Genomic DNA, 15,686 nt, shown 5'->3' with positions numbered 1-15,686 from the left:
GATCACTCGGCCGTCCCCAGCGCCAGCATCGCCGCATGATATTCGGCATCCAGCGCCATCGGCGCCAGCGCGACCCGCGCCGCTTCGGGCGCGACGCCCATGATGCTGTCGAGCTGGTCGGCGAAGCGTTCGATGTCGCGCACCGGCTCGGCCTCGGCCAGGGCGAAGCCGATGCGGGCGATCGTCGCCCGGTCGACCGCCAGCGCGCGCAGCACCACCCACAGCCGCGCACCATCGGCATCGATCACCAGATCGCGGACCCGGTCGAACGCCAGCCCGCTCGCCCGCGCGACCAGCGCCACGAACAGCACCAGCCGCCCGTCGCCGATCGCCTCGGTCAACAGCGCGGGCACTTCGTCGCCCTGTGCATCGATCGCCTGAGCCAGCCGCATCGCCGCGATTTCCATCGGCACCAAATCGCCCTGTGCATCGATCGCACGCCGCACCGATTCGGCCAAGGCGGCGTCGAGCGCGGCGATCGAGTCGCCGACCTCCGCCGCATCGCGCAGCGCCGCCGCCACCCACCACGCGATCCGCGCATGGAGCGGCCGGACCAGATCGACCGCCGCCGGCCCGCCGTCGATCACCGACCCACGCCGCGCCTGTGCCGCCAGCATCGCGACGGCGGCGGCGGCGACCAGCCGGTCGCTCGCCTGTGCCAGCCGCGCCACCATCGTCGGCCGGTCGCCGGCCTCGATCACCATCGTCGGCAGCGCGCGGCCGATCGTGTCCAGCCGCACCCGGGCAAACAGCTCCCCGAACAGCACCGGATCGCGGAACAGCCCGGCGCGCTGCACCCGCTCGAACGTCGATCCGACCGCGCGCAGCCCCTGCGCCACCGCGGTTTGCCCGCGCGAGGTCAACAGGCGCGCGGCATGGTCGCGAATTTCGGTTTCGACACTGGCGACGGTCGCGCGCATCGTCGCGTCCAGCCGGGCGGCGGTACGATCGTCGATCCGCGCATCGGCAGGCAGATGGAAATGATCGGCGGATGCACGCAACCGACGGTGGCCCGCGCGCTCGGCTGCGGCGACATGGTCGAGCAGATAAGCGGCGGACGCATCGGCATCGCGGGACTCGAGCAGATCGTCGGACATGGTACTCGCATTAACCAATAGCGGTTAAGGCGATGCTAAGCCCGACGCCGCAAATGTTCGATTGCATGGGCGAGGGTTACCCCCGCATGAACCGCGACCAATGCCAGCCCCGGCGTCACGGTTCCAGCCAGTGCGAATGGTGCAAGGAGGACCAAAGCGGTCGCCGGCGTCGCTGCCCAGGGCGGCCGGGGCGCCGGTATCCGCCGCGTCAGGATCGTCACGACGACCCCGGTCAGCGCCAGCACCGCCGCCGTTCCCGCCGACACGATCAGCGACTGGACCAGCCCGATCCCCAGGATTCCGGCCACTCCCAGTACTTCGAGGCCGCGTTCCTGCAGCGCGGCATGGCCGTCCTCGCCCCGCAGCCAGCCGAGCAGCGAGCCCGCCGACAGCAGCACCATCGCCACGAACAGCAGCACGGTCGCGCCGCCGGCGTCCCAAAATGGGATAGCAGCCAATCCGAAAAGTCCGAGCACACCGCCGGCAATTCCGACCGCGATATCGGGCACCTTGCGCCGTACCAGCAACGGCAGCACCAGTCGCGTGACGGGCGTGAACACGAACCGGTCGATCCATCCGGTGCGCTGTTCGGCCAGCGATGCCAGCACGTCCTTGCTGCGCACCTCGAGCGTGCCGGCATCGCGCTCGACGCCGTGCCCCGCCCGCGCCGCCTTGGCTGGCAGCAGGACGTGCTTGGCGCGCGCCTGCGTCGCGACGCGCAGCAGCGTCGATTGGAAATCATATTCGCGCGGCAGGCGCGCGGCATCCTCCAGCCGGTCGACCGACAGCGTCGCGACCCCGGCCCAGCAATGTCCCGAATCGACCCGCTCGACCGACGTCGCATCGCCGGTCGGGGTGACCAGCAGCGTGTCGACCGGTTCCAGTGCCATGTTGGCAACCACCGCATCGGTAGTCACCAGCCCGTCGGCCAACGCGACGATCGTTGCCAGCGGATGCGCCTTCGCCTTCGCTTCCTCGGCTGACCGTACGATATCGACGGTCGCGCCGCGCCGCCCGATCCGGTTGACCGCCGCCGCCAGCGCCGGCGTCACCCGCCCGACCGCGACCAGCAACTGCGCCGATCCCGCCGCGATCAACAGCCGCGCCTGATATTCGATCAGCGTCATGCCGCCAAAGGGCAGGGTCGCCGCCAGCACGCCCGGCTGGTGTTCGGCTTCTTCGGTCGCGAAAATCAGGCCGGTCAGCATCGCGCCCGGTTAAGCGGTCACGACCCGCAACGCCAGCCCCGCCCGCGTCGCTCTGTACAGGGTGCCGCCGGTCAGCGGCGCCGCCACCCCGGTCGTCCCCGGAAAGGTGATCGGCAATCCCTTGATCGACCGCACCGCCAGATAGGCGAACCCCTCCGCCTCCAGCGCATCCCCGTTCCAGCCATAGGCATCGCTCGGCTCGACCGCGACGCCGGTCCGCTCGGCGATCATCCGCAGCATCACCGGATTATGCCGCCCCCCGCCCCCGACGATCAGGCGGGTCGGACGCGCCGGCAACCGATCGATCGCCTCCGCGACACAGGCGGCGGTGAACGCGGTCAGCGTCGCAGCGCCATCCGCCGCCGACAACCCTCGCGCCGGCTGGATGGTGAAGTCGTGCCGGTCGAGCGACTTGGGGTGTGGAAGCTCGAAGAACGGATGGTCGAGCATCGCGGTCAGCACCGCCTCGTCGACCTGCCCCGATGCCGCCAGCGCGCCGCCTTCATCATAGCGCGCGCCGCTTTCCGCCTCGACCCAGCTGTCGACCAGCCCGTTGGCTGGGCCGGTATCGAACGCGATCAGTTCGTCGCCTTCGCCGACATAGGTGATGTTGCCGACCCCGCCCAGGTTCAGCACCGCGACCGGCCGTTCGATCCCCGCCGCCCGCGCGGCATGATAGACGGGCAGCAGCGGCGCTCCCTGCCCGCCCGCACGGACATCGTCGATGCGCAGGTCGGCGACGACATCGATCCCCGTGGCCGCGGCCAGTGCCGCGCCATCGCCCAGCTGCCACGTCCAACCCTTGTCGGGGCGATGCGCGACGGTCTGGCCATGAAAACCGACGACACCGACGCTCCGCGCCTCGACCCCCGCTTGTTCCAGCAGCGCCGCGACCGCGGCGGCGTGGGTCCGCGTCAGCAACGTCTCGGCCCGCTCGATCAGCGGATGCTCGCCCGGATCGTTGAACAGGAGGGCGAGCTCGGTCGCAGCCGACAACGCCGCGCGATCCGCGTCGCTGTACGGCGTGCCGACGAACGCCATCGGCCGCACCGCGCCTTCGCCATCGGTCTCGATCAACGCGGCGTCGATACCGTCGAGCGAGGTTCCAGACATCAGGCCGATCGCGAGCATGGACTTCTCCGCTATGGCGTTCATCCCGCCCCATACACGCTTCATAGCAGGGCAACGGCAAGCGCGAAGTCGAGATTCATGGACTTTGGTGCGGTGGCGACGCTAAACGGCCGCATGACGAACTATAGCTCCGACCTGCTGCGCACCCTGTCCGAACGGGGGTATATCCATCAGCTGACCGATGCCGCCGGGCTCGATGCGCTGGCGAACAAGCAGGTCGTGCCGGGCTATATCGGCTTCGATCCGACCGCGCCGTCGCTTCACGTCGGCAGCCTGGTCCAGATCATGCTGCTGCGCCGGATGCAGCAGACCGGGCACAAGCCGATCGTGCTGATGGGCGGCGGCACCGGCAAGATCGGCGATCCGAGCTTCAAGGACGAAGCGCGCAAGCTGCTCGCCGAAGACGGCATTTCGGCCAACGTCGCATCGATCAAGCGCATCTTCGAACGCTTCCTGACCTTCGGCGACGGGGCGTCGGACGCGGTGATGGTCGACAATGCCGACTGGCTCGACGCGCTCGAATATATCCCGTTCCTGCGCGAGGTCGGGCAGCATTTCTCGGTCAACCGGATGCTGTCGTTCGATTCGGTGAAGCTGCGCCTCGACCGCGAACAGTCGCTGTCGTTCCTCGAATTCAACTACATGATCCTGCAGGCCTACGACTTCCGCGAATTGTCGCAGCGTCATGGGTGTCGCCTGCAGATGGGCGGCAGCGACCAGTGGGGCAATATCGTCAACGGCATCGAACTCGCCCGCCGTATGGACGGGACCGAGGTATATGGCGTGACCACCCCACTCATCACCACCGCCGATGGCGGCAAGATGGGCAAGACCATGTCAGGTGCGGTCTGGCTGCATGAGGACCAGTTGCCGCATTTCGATTACTGGCAATTCTGGCGCAACACTGACGACCGCGACGTCGGCCGCTTCCTGCGCCTGTTCACCGACCTGCCGCTCGACGAGATCGCCCGGCTGGAGGCGTTGCAGGGTGCCGAGATCAACGAAGCCAAGAAGATCCTCGCCAACGAAGCGACCGCCATGTGCCGCGGTGCCGATGCCGCGGCACAGGCCGCCGAAACCGCCCGCCGCACCTTCGAAGAGGGATCGGCCGGCGACACGCTCCCGACCTTCGGTGTCAGCGGCGCGATCAACGTCGTCGACGCACTGGTCGGCCTCGGCCTCGCCGCATCGAAGGGGGAAGCGCGCCGCCTCATCAAGGGTGGCGGCGCCCGCGTCGATGGCGAGAAGGTCGTCGACGAAGCGCAGGTGATCGCGGTGGACGCGCCGGTGCGGGTGTCGGCGGGGAAGAAGAACCACGGGTTGTTGACGCCAGCATCATAAGTTATCCGTTCGGTTCGAGCAGCTTCGAGCTTGTCGAGAAGCGTCCGTCGAGAACTTGGTCGGGTAGGGCGCCCCCTTCTCGACTTCGGTTCTCGACAGGCTCGAAGCAAAGGGGAAGGGCAGAGAATGGAAGGGGCAAGCGTCACCCCCGCCGAACGAGCATCGCCCCCACCAGCACCAATCCGACCCCCGCCAGCCGCAACCCGCTGATCGGCGTACGCGGCAACCCGATCAACCCGAAGCGGTCGATCACCAACGCAGTGACCAGCTGCGTCGCGATCATGATCGTCAACATCGACGCCAGCCCCAACCGGGGCGCGGCAAACGCCGCCGCCGCCACGAAGAATGCGCCGTAAGCCCCACCCACGAACATCCACGCTCGCGCCTCGCGCAGATTAGCCAGCGGAGTCCGATCCGCGATCAGCCACGCTCCAATCAGAATGAGGGTACCCACCGCGAACGATACCAGTGCCGCCAGCAATACCGACCCGATACTCCGCCCCAACGCGGCATTGGTCGGTGGCTGGGCGGCAAGGCCGATACCGCCCAACAGGGCGACGATGAGCGGAGCGAGGGCGTTCATGCCGTGGGAGCTATCCGCTTGATCCGACTGGAGCAACCTTCCGTCATTCCGGCCTGTGCCAGCAGGACAGGCCGATGCGGAGAACGTCGCCCAACCCAAGTTCGTCATTCCCGAAGGCGGGAATCCATACACGCCGACGTTTCGCAAGTCTGCGACGGCAGCGTTAATAGACTCCCGCCTTCGCGGGAGTGACGATGGGGGGCAGGAGATTACCCCGACCGCAACCTTCCCACCCCCGCATCCCGCTCGAACAGATACAGTGCCACCCGTGCCGCCTGCCCCCTTGGCCCCGTCAGCCCGCCGTCGCGGTCCACCAGCAACCGCGCATCGGCATTGGCGACCGGCAGCAACTCGCCCAGCATCTCCGGCGTCGCCAGCCGGAACATCGCCTCGCCCGACTGCCGCGTGCCCAGCAGCTCGCCGCCACCACGCAGTCGCAAATCCTCCTCGGCGATCCGGAACCCGTCATTGCTCTCCCGCATCAGCGCCAACCGCGCCCGCGACGTCTCCGACAGGCTGTTCCCGCGCAGCAGCAAACACACCGACTTGCCGCCGCCACGCCCGACACGCCCCCGCAACTGGTGCAACTGCGCGAGGCCGAAGCGGTCCGCCGCCTCGATCACGATCAGCGTCGCATTGGGTACGTCGACGCCCACCTCGATCACCGTCGTCGCCACCAGCACGCCCGCGCGCGCGACCGAGAACTCGGCCATCACCGCGTCCTTTTCCAGCGGCTTCATCCGCCCATGGACCAGCGCGACCTTGTCCCCTAACCGCTGCCGGAGCGCCTCCGCCCGCGCCTCGGCGGCGGCAAGGTCGGACTTCTCGCTCTCCTCGACCAGCGGGCACACCCAGTACGCCTGTTTCCCCACCGACAGATGCCGCGCGAGGCCGTCGACCACCGCGTCCAGCTTGTCCTCCGACATCACCACCGTCTCGATCGGCTCACGCCCCGGCGGCATCTCGTCCAGCCGGCTGACGTCCATCTCGCCATATTGCGCCAGCGTCAGTGTGCGCGGGATCGGCGTCGCGGTCATCACCAGCAGATGCGGCGGCCGCACCGCCTTCGCCTGCAACATCATCCGCTGCGCGACGCCGAAGCGATGCTGTTCGTCGACCACCACCAGCCCAAGGTCGCGGTAACCGACCGCGTCCTGAAAGATCGCGTGCGTCCCGACCAGGATATCGATCGACCCGTCGGCCAGCCCCATCAGCACGCCCTCACGCACCCGCCCCTTGTCGCGCCCGGTCAGCGCCGCGACGGTGACGCCGGTCCCGGCCAGCTGTCGCTGCAACGTCGCATAATGCTGTCGCGCGAGGATTTCGGTCGGGGCGAGCAACGCCCCCTGCGCCCCACCCTCGACCGCGATCAGCAGCGCCATCAGCGCCACCAGCGTCTTGCCCGAACCGACATCGCCTTGCAGCAGCCGCAGCATTGGCTGGGTTTGCGCCATGTCACCCTCGATCTCGCCGATCGTCCGCGACTGCGCCCCGGTCGGCTTGTACGGCAGGTCAAGCTTCGCCCGCAGCCGCCCGTCGCCGGTCAGCGCCCGCCCCTTGCGCGCCCGCGCCTCGCCCCGCACCAATAGCAGCGCCAACTGGTTGGCGAACACCTCGTCATAGGCCAGCCGCGCCCGCGCCTTCGCATCGGCCGGATCGGCATGGATGCGCGCCAGCGCCTCCTTCCACGCCGGCCATTGATGCTTGGCCAGCAAACTCGGCTCGATCCATTCGGGCAGGTCGGGCGCGCGCTCGATCGCCTGCGCCGCCAACTGCCCGACCCGGCGTGAGGTCAGCCCCTCGGACAGCGGATAGATCGCCTCCCGCTCGGGCAGGCTGTCGGCCTCGGCTTCGGGCAGCACATGGTCGGGATGGACCATCTGCAATTCCTGCCCGTACGTCTCCAGCTTGCCCGACACCAATCGCGTCTCGCCCAGCGGAAACAGCTTCTTCACCCAGCCCGACGATCCGCCGAAATAGGTCAGGTTGACGATATTGCCGTATTTGTCCGCCGCGCGCACCCGCGTCGGCCCGCGCCCGGCACTCACACGGTAATCGGTCGCGGTCAGCGGGATCGCGATGACCCGCCCCGCATCCTGCGCCATCAATTCGTCGCGCCGCAGCCGGTCGACCCACCCAGTCGGCAGGTGGAACGCGACATCGACCACCCGCCCCAGTTTCAACCGCTCCAGCGGCTTGGCCAGCGCCGGCCCGACGCCTTTCAGCGCGGTCACTTCGGCAAACAGCGGGTTGAGCAGATCGGGACGCATGACTATCTGGTCCTATATCCGAACCGGCGGCCGCTGCCAGCGTCCGTCGGTCTATCGCCATTGGAGTCCCATGGACCGCGAAACCCGCCTCAAGCGCCTGAAATTCCGCAGCTGGCATCGCGGCACCCGCGAAGCCGACCTGATGATCGGCGGCTATTTCGACGCGCATTCGGCGACGTGGAGCAACGCCGACATGGACTGGTTCGAGACGTTTCTCGAGGAACAGGACGTCGACATCATGGCATGGGCGATGGGCGTCCAGCCCGCGCCGGCGCAGTTCGACCACCCGGTGCTGCACGCGATGCGGAAAATGGATTTCGTGCCGGTCGCAAAATAACTCCTTCTCCCCTTCAGGGGAGAGGGCCGGGGAGAGGGGAATGCCACAACATCCGTCCCGCACTCCCCCTCTCCCAACCCCCTCCCCCATTGGGGGAGAGGGCTATTAGGTAGAAAATGCCCGACCTCTCCAAAATCCTGTCCGCCCCCCGCTCGCTCACCCTCGCGGGCGTACCGGCAGGCTTCCTCCCCGTCCTCCTCGCCGACCTCACCCGCGGCGCGAAAAGCGACCTCGTCTACATCGCCCCCGACGAGGCGGCGATGCGCGCCATCGCCACCACCGCTCCTTTCTTCGCCCCCGACCTTTCCGTCCTCCAGTTCCCCGCCTGGGACTGCCTGCCCTATGACCGCGCCAGCCCGACGCTGCGCTCGATGGCCGAGCGCCTGTCCGCGCTCCACACGCTCCAGTCGAAGGCGAAAGGCCCACGCCTGATCGTCACCACCGTCAACGCCGCGACCCAGCGGACGCTGACCCCGTTCCGCATCCGCCAGCTGGTCGCTCGGCTCGCACCCGGCGAGCGCATCTCGCTCCCCCGCCTGTCCGCGCTTCTGCAAGCGAACGGTTACAACCGCGTCGACACCGTCCATGACGCAGGAGAGTTCGCGGTGCGCGGCGGCCTTGTCGACCTGTGGCCATCGGGTTCCGAAGCGGGCCTGCGCCTCGACTTTTTCGGCGACGAGATCGAAACCGTCCGCACCTTTTCGCCGGAGGATCAGCGCACCACCGGCCGGGTCGACGGCTTCACCCTGCTCCCCGCCTCCGAAGCCCTCCTCGGCGAAGACTCGATCAAGCGGTTCCGCACCCGCTACCGCGAGAAATTCGGGGCGACCGCGACCGGCGACCCGATCTATCAGGCGATCAGCGACGGCCGCCGCCTGTCGGGAATGGAACATTGGCTGCCCTTTTTCGAAGAACGCCTCGAAACCCTGTTCGACCACCTCTCGCCCGAAGCGGTCATCGTCCGCGACGCGGGCGTCCCCGCCGCCGCCGAACAGCGCTTCGAATCGATCGCCGACTATCACACCAACCGCGTCCGCGCGCAGACCAACGATCCGGGCAGCTACCGCCCGCTGCTGCCGAACGCGCTCTATCTGTCGGCGGACGAATGGGCCGATCGCCTGTCGGACACCGCCGCCCATCAGGTCACGCCCTTCCACGCGCCCGACAGCGCAACCTCGGTCGATTTCGAGGTCGACGGCCCGCGCGACTTCACCCCCGAACGCACCCAGCAAGCGAATATCTACGAAGCCGTCGTCGATCATATCGCGGGTTTGCGCAAACAAGGCCGCAAGCCGATCCTTGCCAGCTATTCGGAGGGCGCGCGCGAACGGCTGATGGGCCTGCTCGCCGACCACGACCTGACCGGCGTCTCGACCGTCGAAACCTGGCAACAGGCACTGGGCGGTGCCAAATCGACCGTGTCGTTCGTCGTCCTGCCGCTCGACCACGGCTTCACCAGCGCCGACGTCGCGGTCCTCACCGAACAGGACATGCTCGGCGACCGCCTCGTCCGCCGTGCCAAGCGCCGCAAGAATACCGACGCTTTCCTGCAGGAACTGGCCACTCTCTCCCCCGGCGACCTCGTCGTCCATGCCGATCATGGCATCGGCCGCTATGTCGGGCTGACCCAGGTGCCGGTGGCAAAGGCCCCGCACGACTGCGTCCAGCTCGAATATGCCGGCGGCGACAAGCTCTACGTCCCGGTCGAAAACCTCGAAGTCCTCAGCCGCTATGGCGCGGGCGAGGAAGGTGCCTCGCTCGACCGCCTGGGCGGTGAAGCATGGCAACGTCGCAAGGCGCGGATGAAGGATCGCATCCGCGAGATCGCGGGCGACCTGATCGCCACCGCCGCCAAGCGCGCGATGCGCCCCGCCGACGTCGCCGAACCCGATAGCGGCGGCTACCCCGCCTTTGTCGATCGCTTTCCGTATCAGGAAACCGACGATCAGGAACGCGCGATCGCCGACGTGCTCGACGATCTCGGTGCCGGCCGGCCGATGGACCGGCTGGTCGTCGGTGATGTCGGCTTCGGCAAGACCGAGGTCGCGCTGCGCGCCGCCTTCGTCGCCGCCATGGCGGGGATGCAGGTTGCGATCGTCTGCCCGACGACCCTGCTCGCCCGCCAGCATTACAACAACTTCAAGGCCCGCTTCGAAGGCTTCCCGATCGAGGTCGGCCGCCTCTCCCGCCTCGTCACCGCGACCGAAGCGAAGAAGGTCCGCGACGGCCTGGCCGACGGCACCATCGACGTGGTCGTCGGCACCCACGCCGTCCTGTCGAAACAGGTCGATTTCAAACGCCTCGGCCTCGTCATCGTCGACGAGGAACAGCGCTTCGGTGTGACGCACAAGGAACGGCTGAAGGCGATGAAGGCCGACGTCCACGTCCTGACGCTCACCGCCACCCCGATTCCCCGCACCCTGCAAATGGCGATGTCGGGCCTGCGCGAATTGTCGGTGATCCAGACCCCGCCGGTCGATCGCCTCGCGGTCCGCACCTACATCATGCCGTGGGACCCGGTCGTGCTGCGCGAGGCGTTGCTGCGTGAACATTATCGCGGCGGGCAGGCTTATTTCGTCACCCCGCGCATCGCCGACCTGCCCGACATCGAAAAATTCCTGACCGAGGAGGTTCCCGAAATCCGCTACGTCGTCGCCCACGGGCAGATGGCACCAAGCGAGGTCGAGGAACGCATGTCGGCCTTCTACGACAAGCGCTACGACCTGCTCGTCTCGACCACCATCGTCGAGAGCGGCCTCGACATTCCCTCCGCCAACACCCTCATCATCAACCGCGCCGACAAGTTCGGCTTAGCCCAACTCTACCAGCTCCGCGGCCGCGTCGGCCGGTCGAAGACCCGCGCCTATGCGTACATGACCACGCCCCCCGAACGGCTGGTCAGCGAGGCGGCCGAAAAGCGGCTGAAGGTCCTGTCCGACCTCGAATCCTTGGGCGCCGGGTTCCAGCTCGCCAGCCACGACCTCGACCAGCGCGGTGCCGGCAACCTGCTCGGCGACGAACAATCGGGCCATATCAAGGAAGTAGGCTTCGAGCTCTACCAGTCGATGCTCGAGGAAGCGATCCTCGACGCCAAGGCCGGCGGCCTGCGCGACGACAAACCCAAGGACTTCTCCCCCGCCATCACCGTCGACGCGCCGATCCTGATCCCGGAGGATTACGTTCCCGACCTCGACCTCCGCATGGGCCTGTACCGCCGCCTCAACGATGTCGAGGACCGCGCCGGCATCGACGCCTTCGCCACCGAATTGATCGACCGCTTCGGCAAGCTGCCGGTCGCCACTGCCAACCTGCTGCAACTGATCGAGGCGAAACTGAACGCCAAGAAAGCGTGCGTCGCCAAGATCGACGTCGGCGCAAAAGGCGCAATCGTCAGCTTCCACGAAGACAAGTTCCCCAGCGTCGAAGGGCTGCTAGCCTATGTCGACAAGCTGGCCGGCACCGCGAAGCTGCGCCCCGACATGAAACTGGTCATCAGCCGCAGCTTCGGCGACCCGCAAGCCCGCCTGAACGCGGCACTGCAAATTTCGCGGGGACTGGCGAAGGCGGCGGGGTGAAGGCGTCTCCCGACCACCGTAGAAGCTGGTCAACTTCGTTGGGCGATCTCGGGAACGTCGTTTCGCTGCTGGGCTACCGGTACGGCTGCCGCAAGCGATTTTGAACCATCGCTTCATCCCGTCAGCAGTTCAAAGATTCCAGCCAGCGTTCTGGAACACAATGCGATATCCATCAGGGTCTTCGAACGTTCGTCCGCGTTCATCCCAATATGTGTTGAATGCCGGAACTGCCTTGAAACCTGCATCCTCCATTCGAGTCACCGCTTCCTGCCAATCCTCAACCGCGGGCAAGTAGAAGATCAAGAGATTATCTTGCGTCGGCGCACGGCCGGCGACGTGGTTACGGGCGCGAGTAAATTCAAAATGATAGGGGGCGGCCGGACTTCCGAGCATAAGCCCGTCGAACCCATTATGGTCCTCGAACTGATAAAGCACATCAAGGCCGAGGCCATCTCGGTAGAATGTGAGCAATGCTTCCAAATCGTCACTCTGCCGCGCAACGCGCAGTTTAGGATAGGATTTCATGTTCGAAATCCTACGACCAAACTTCGATTTCGTGCAATCGCCATTCGAGCCATTCACTCGCTTATTGGAACTTTCTGCGGCAAGTTGCACGTGCACCGGGCATCATACAGAGCTTTCCTACAACGGCCTACCCTGCCATTGTCCGCAACCTGCGTCCGACCACGCTCTTTGACACCGCCCCCCTGTCACGCGCAAAACCGCCGCGAGTGTGAACTTAGTGAACTTTGGCCGACCGCCGCCGAAAAAGCCCTAATAATTCAACTGCAACTGCGTCCGGAACACATCGCCCTCGGCGCGTCCTGCCCGCCGCTCATCGGCTTCGGCCCGCTCCATCCGCGCATAGGCGATCGTCCATTCGAGTGCCGGCACCGGCTGGAACTCGATGCCGAGCTCGATCTCGTCGGTCTCCAGACGGGGTGCATTGACCGCCGCCTTCCATCCGCCGCGATAGGTCTGCCAGCGGACATAGGGCATGAACGGTCCCACCGGCGACTGCCGCACCCGCGCCGTTCCCTGTACATAGCCGCCATGCAGCGCCTTGGTCGTGATGCCGCGCAGCACCGGGTCATATTCCGGCCCGCGTCCCCACGTCCATTCGGCCTGCAAGCCGAACGGCTGCGGATACAGGATCGCGTGCAGCCCTACCCGATCGTCAGCGAACACGACCGGGCTGACCCCACCGGTGCGGATTTCGGGCTGAACGCGGTTGGTATAGCCGCTGGCCCCGACCTCCAGCACCTGCCGGCCCCCGATCGCGAACGGCCACGTCGCCAGCGCCACCGCCATCACCGCGTCGTTCGCTTCCTCGCGATTGGTCCCCTGCCCGTTATACAGTCCGACCCCGAACGCGCCGTAATTGCCGAACAGCTTCTGCCCGTCCTCGGTCAGCCGCTCCCAGATATCGTCCACCACGGCAGGCGTATAATAGGCGACGACCCCGATATCGCGCTCGCTCGGCACGCCACTGTTGATCGCATCGCTGCGGTCGAGCGTCAGCCGGTTCGATGACGACTGCATATTCTCCCATCCGAACGGCACCTTCGACTGGCCGAAGCGCAGCCGGAACCGCTTGTCCCGATCGAGGAACGCATCGAAATAGGCGTCGCGCAGTTGCAGGAACCCTTCGCGCCGCTCGCCCACCGACTGGCTCGACACCGCGGTGGCAAAGTCGGGCTGGAGATAGAAGGACACCCGGTCGCCCAGATCGCCCTGCAGGATCAGCCGGATCCGGCGAAAGGTGAAGCCAGTATTGTCGCCGATGCCGCTGTCATGCACCGACCGCAGCCGCGCGAGCCCGGCGGGGGCGGTCCGGTCACCGGCGATGATCTCGTTCAGCCGCAACTGGGTATAGCCGCGAATGCGGATGCGGTCGTACCACCGCTTGGACTGGGTCGGTGCAGCGGCGACCTGAGTCTGAGCCGGTGCAATTGCAGCGCCGGGCGGAATGGCCGGTACCGGTGCTTCGGCGACCATTGGCGGCCGAGCGGTTGCGGCAGCAACCGGGGCCGCTGATGCTTCGGCGACCGCCGGCGGTTTGGCAGCCGCCGACTGCGCCGCCTTCATCTCGGCGATGACCGCCTTCAGCTCGTCAATCTGCCGTTGCAACTCCCGCACGGTCTGCGCCGACGCAGGGATAACGACCACGGACGACGCGGCGACCGCCGCTGGCAGGAAATACTTCATGGACCCGCGCCATGGCGCTCGCCGATGGCGCGGGTCAAGCCGTCTTTGTGACGCTATTGTGACGATCAGATGTGCAGCGCGCGACCATAGGCAGCGAGCACCGATTCGTGCATCGATTCGGAAATGGTCGGGTGCGCGAACACCGTCTCGGTCAGTTCCTGCTCGGTCGTCTCCAGCTGGCGGGCGACGACATAGCCCTGGATCATCTCGGTCACTTCCGCCCCAACCATGTGCGCGCCCAGCAGCTCGCCGGTCTTGGCGTCGAACACCGTCTTCACGAACCCTTCGGCCTCGCCCAGCGCGATCGCCTTGCCGTTGCCAATGAACGGGAACTTGCCCACCTTGACCTCGTACCCGACTTCCTTGGCCTTCGCCTCGGTAAAGCCGACGCTGGCGACCTGCGGCCGGGCATAGGTGCAGCCCGGGATGTTGTTCTTGTCCATCGCGTGCGGATGCACGTCCTTGTTGCCCAGCGCCTTGGCGATCGCCTCGGCGGCGATCACGCCCTCATGGCTCGCCTTGTGCGCCAGCCACGGCGCGCCGGTCACGTCGCCGATCGCCCAGATGCCATCGACATTGGTCTTGCCATAGCCGTCGGTCTTGATGTGGCCGCGCTCGGTCTCGATCTTCAGCGCTTCCAGCCCGATATTCTCGGTATTGGGCACGATGCCGATCGCGACGATCGCATGGCTGAACTCGGCCTGCTCGACCCTGCCGTCCGGCCCCTTGATCGCGGCCTTCACGCCCGCCGGGCCGGCTTCCAACTTTTCCAGACCCGACTTGGTCTTGATCGTCATGCCCTGCTTGGTCAGCGCCTTGTGCATGAACTCGCTGACTTCGGCGTCCTCGACCGGCATGATCCGGTCGAGCATCTCGACGATCGTCACCTGTGCGCCCATGTCGTTGTAGAAGCTGGCGAACTCGACGCCGATCGCGCCCGATCCGATGACCAGCAGCTTGGTCGGCATTTCGGGCGGCACCATCGCATGACGGTACGTCCAGATCTTCGAACCATCGGCCTTGGCGAACGGCAGGTCGCGGGCGCGCGCACCCGTCGCGATGATGATGTGCCTGGCTTCCAGCTCGGTGGTCTTGTCGCCTTGGCTGACCGACAGCTTGCCCTTGGCAGTGATGGTGCCGACGCCCTCATGGACGGCGACCTTATTCTTCTTCATCAGGCCCTTGACGCCGGCGTTCAGCTGCCCGGCAACCTTGCGGCTGCGATCGACGACCTTAGCGAGGTCGAACGAAGGCTTCTCGACCGCTAGCCCGTACTGCGCGGCGTGCATCATGTAATGGTAGATCTCGGCCGACCGCAGCAGCGCCTTGGTCGGGATACAGCCCCAGTTGAGGCAGATACCGCCCAACCGCTCGCGCTCGACGATCGCGACCTTCAGGCCCAGCTGGCTCGCGCGGATCGCCGCGACATAGCCGCCGGGGCCCGAACCGAGCACGATGAGATCGTAGGTATCAGCCATTCAAATGCTCCTAGGGCTCCCTCCCCCCTTGTGGGGGAGGGTTGGGGAGAGGGGTGGCATTGGGGACGGCTCGATGCCGTTTCCAATGCCGTACAGCGCGACGCGGATCGCGGTGCAGACGCCCTCCGGATTGTCGAGAATATCGGAATTGAAAAAGCGGAGGACACGGGAACCTTGTCCTGCCAGCCAGTGGTCGTGGTCGCGGTCATAGCCGCAATCGACATGTTGCGATCCGTCGGCTTCCACGACCAACCGCTGCTCGAAGCAGACGAAATCGACGATATAACGACCGATCGGCTGCTGCCGCCAAAATTTGAACGCCGCCATCCGACGGTCGCGCAGCATCCGCCAAAGCGCGCGTTCGGCATCGGTCGGACGACGGCGCATGGCACGGGCTCGGATCAGGGCAACGCCCCCTCTCCCTCCCACCGCTTCGCGGCGGGCCCCTCCCTCCCCCG

At 66.6% G+C, this 15,686-nt stretch carries 12 protein-coding genes; 3 read left to right on the top strand and 9 right to left on the bottom strand.

The window, feature by feature from the left end:
- Positions 1 to 2: 2 nt before the first annotated feature.
- From ACTHQV_RS02585 to ACTHQV_RS02575, 3 genes are read right to left on the bottom strand one after another with little or no spacing between them, the layout of a single operon-like run.
- The gene (locus ACTHQV_RS02585; RefSeq protein WP_440488217.1) at positions 3 to 1,097 is read right to left on the bottom strand and encodes a DUF2336 domain-containing protein; all 1,095 of its coding nucleotides are present in this window, start codon (positions 1,095 to 1,097) and stop codon (positions 3 to 5) included.
- A gap of 35 nt (positions 1,098 to 1,132) precedes the next feature.
- Positions 1,133 to 2,305 (bottom strand): hypothetical protein, encoded by a 1,173-nt coding sequence (locus ACTHQV_RS02580; protein ID WP_440488216.1) that lies wholly within the window; start codon positions 2,303 to 2,305, stop codon positions 1,133 to 1,135.
- A 9-nt stretch (positions 2,306 to 2,314) separates the two neighbouring features.
- Positions 2,315 to 3,436 carry an anhydro-N-acetylmuramic acid kinase gene (locus tag ACTHQV_RS02575; protein ID WP_440488215.1) on the bottom strand — a complete coding sequence of 374 codons (1,122 nt, stop codon included), beginning with the start codon at positions 3,434 to 3,436 and terminating at the stop codon, positions 2,315 to 2,317.
- A gap of 114 nt (positions 3,437 to 3,550) precedes the next feature.
- Here ACTHQV_RS02575 and tyrS point away from each other — a divergent pair, with 114 nt between their 5' ends.
- Positions 3,551 to 4,777, top strand: coding sequence for a tyrosine--tRNA ligase (tyrS, locus tag ACTHQV_RS02570; RefSeq protein WP_440488306.1), 1,227 nt, complete (start codon positions 3,551 to 3,553; stop codon positions 4,775 to 4,777).
- Between the two features lie 142 nt (positions 4,778 to 4,919).
- On the opposite strand, the gene ACTHQV_RS02565 is transcribed toward tyrS, so the two are convergent.
- Together ACTHQV_RS02565 and recG are read right to left on the bottom strand one after the other, a co-directional pair.
- Positions 4,920 to 5,360, bottom strand: a complete 441-nt coding sequence (locus ACTHQV_RS02565; protein ID WP_440488214.1) for a DMT family transporter — start codon at positions 5,358 to 5,360, stop codon at positions 4,920 to 4,922.
- A gap of 209 nt (positions 5,361 to 5,569) precedes the next feature.
- The gene (gene recG / locus ACTHQV_RS02560; RefSeq protein WP_440488213.1) at positions 5,570 to 7,630 is read right to left on the bottom strand and encodes an ATP-dependent DNA helicase RecG; all 2,061 of its coding nucleotides are present in this window, start codon (positions 7,628 to 7,630) and stop codon (positions 5,570 to 5,572) included.
- A gap of 70 nt (positions 7,631 to 7,700) precedes the next feature.
- Here recG and ACTHQV_RS02555 point away from each other — a divergent pair, with 70 nt between their 5' ends.
- Together ACTHQV_RS02555 and mfd are read left to right on the top strand one after the other, a co-directional pair.
- Positions 7,701 to 7,967, top strand: coding sequence for a succinate dehydrogenase assembly factor 2 (locus ACTHQV_RS02555; RefSeq protein ID WP_440488212.1), 267 nt, complete (start codon positions 7,701 to 7,703; stop codon positions 7,965 to 7,967).
- A gap of 116 nt (positions 7,968 to 8,083) precedes the next feature.
- Positions 8,084 to 11,542, top strand: coding sequence for a transcription-repair coupling factor (mfd, locus tag ACTHQV_RS02550; protein WP_440488211.1), 3,459 nt, complete (start codon positions 8,084 to 8,086; stop codon positions 11,540 to 11,542).
- 129 nt (positions 11,543 to 11,671) lie between these two features.
- Here mfd and ACTHQV_RS02545 read toward each other — a convergent pair whose 3' ends face one another.
- From ACTHQV_RS02545 to ACTHQV_RS02530, 4 genes are all read right to left on the bottom strand, one after another.
- Positions 11,672 to 12,067 carry a VOC family protein gene (locus ACTHQV_RS02545; protein ID WP_440488210.1) on the bottom strand — a complete coding sequence of 132 codons (396 nt, stop codon included), beginning with the start codon at positions 12,065 to 12,067 and terminating at the stop codon, positions 11,672 to 11,674.
- 249 nt (positions 12,068 to 12,316) lie between these two features.
- A complete protein-coding gene (locus tag ACTHQV_RS02540; protein ID WP_440488209.1) occupies positions 12,317 to 13,750 on the bottom strand; it encodes a porin in 1,434 nt (477 codons plus the stop codon).
- Between the two features lie 65 nt (positions 13,751 to 13,815).
- A complete protein-coding gene (gene lpdA, locus ACTHQV_RS02535) occupies positions 13,816 to 15,228 on the bottom strand; it encodes a dihydrolipoyl dehydrogenase (RefSeq protein ID WP_440488208.1) in 1,413 nt (470 codons plus the stop codon).
- The gene (locus tag ACTHQV_RS02530; protein ID WP_440488207.1) at positions 15,229 to 15,615 is read right to left on the bottom strand and encodes an endonuclease domain-containing protein; all 387 of its coding nucleotides are present in this window, start codon (positions 15,613 to 15,615) and stop codon (positions 15,229 to 15,231) included.
- Positions 15,616 to 15,686 lie beyond the last annotated feature (71 nt).

The organism is Sphingomonas sp. SAFR-052 (assembly GCF_051965015.1).
In the GTDB taxonomy this organism is placed as follows: domain Bacteria; phylum Pseudomonadota; class Alphaproteobacteria; order Sphingomonadales; family Sphingomonadaceae; genus Sphingomonas.
Note: the sequence above shows the minus strand (reverse complement) of the source record. Positions and strands in the feature narration are given on the sequence as shown.

Excerpts from the sequence above, each read along its gene's own strand:
- ACTHQV_RS02565 (WP_440488214.1), bottom strand. The coding sequence starts at position 5,360 with ATGAACGCCCTCGCTCCGCTCATCGTCGCCCTGTTGGGCGGTATCGGC.
- ACTHQV_RS02545 (WP_440488210.1), bottom strand. The coding sequence starts at position 12,067 with ATGAAATCCTATCCTAAACTGCGCGTTGCGCGGCAGAGTGACGATTTG.
- recG (WP_440488213.1), bottom strand. The coding sequence starts at position 7,630 with ATGCGTCCCGATCTGCTCAACCCGCTGTTTGCCGAAGTGACCGCGCTG.
- ACTHQV_RS02555 (WP_440488212.1), top strand. The coding sequence starts at position 7,701 with ATGGACCGCGAAACCCGCCTCAAGCGCCTGAAATTCCGCAGCTGGCAT.
- ACTHQV_RS02575 (WP_440488215.1), bottom strand. The coding sequence starts at position 3,436 with ATGCTCGCGATCGGCCTGATGTCTGGAACCTCGCTCGACGGTATCGAC.
- ACTHQV_RS02530 (WP_440488207.1), bottom strand. The coding sequence starts at position 15,615 with ATGCGCCGTCGTCCGACCGATGCCGAACGCGCGCTTTGGCGGATGCTG.
- ACTHQV_RS02580 (WP_440488216.1), bottom strand. The coding sequence starts at position 2,305 with ATGCTGACCGGCCTGATTTTCGCGACCGAAGAAGCCGAACACCAGCCG.
- ACTHQV_RS02540 (WP_440488209.1), bottom strand. The coding sequence starts at position 13,750 with ATGAAGTATTTCCTGCCAGCGGCGGTCGCCGCGTCGTCCGTGGTCGTT.
- mfd (WP_440488211.1), top strand. The coding sequence starts at position 8,084 with ATGCCCGACCTCTCCAAAATCCTGTCCGCCCCCCGCTCGCTCACCCTC.
- tyrS (WP_440488306.1), top strand. The coding sequence starts at position 3,551 with ATGACGAACTATAGCTCCGACCTGCTGCGCACCCTGTCCGAACGGGGG.
- ACTHQV_RS02585 (WP_440488217.1), bottom strand. The coding sequence starts at position 1,097 with ATGTCCGACGATCTGCTCGAGTCCCGCGATGCCGATGCGTCCGCCGCT.
- lpdA (WP_440488208.1), bottom strand. The coding sequence starts at position 15,228 with ATGGCTGATACCTACGATCTCATCGTGCTCGGTTCGGGCCCCGGCGGC.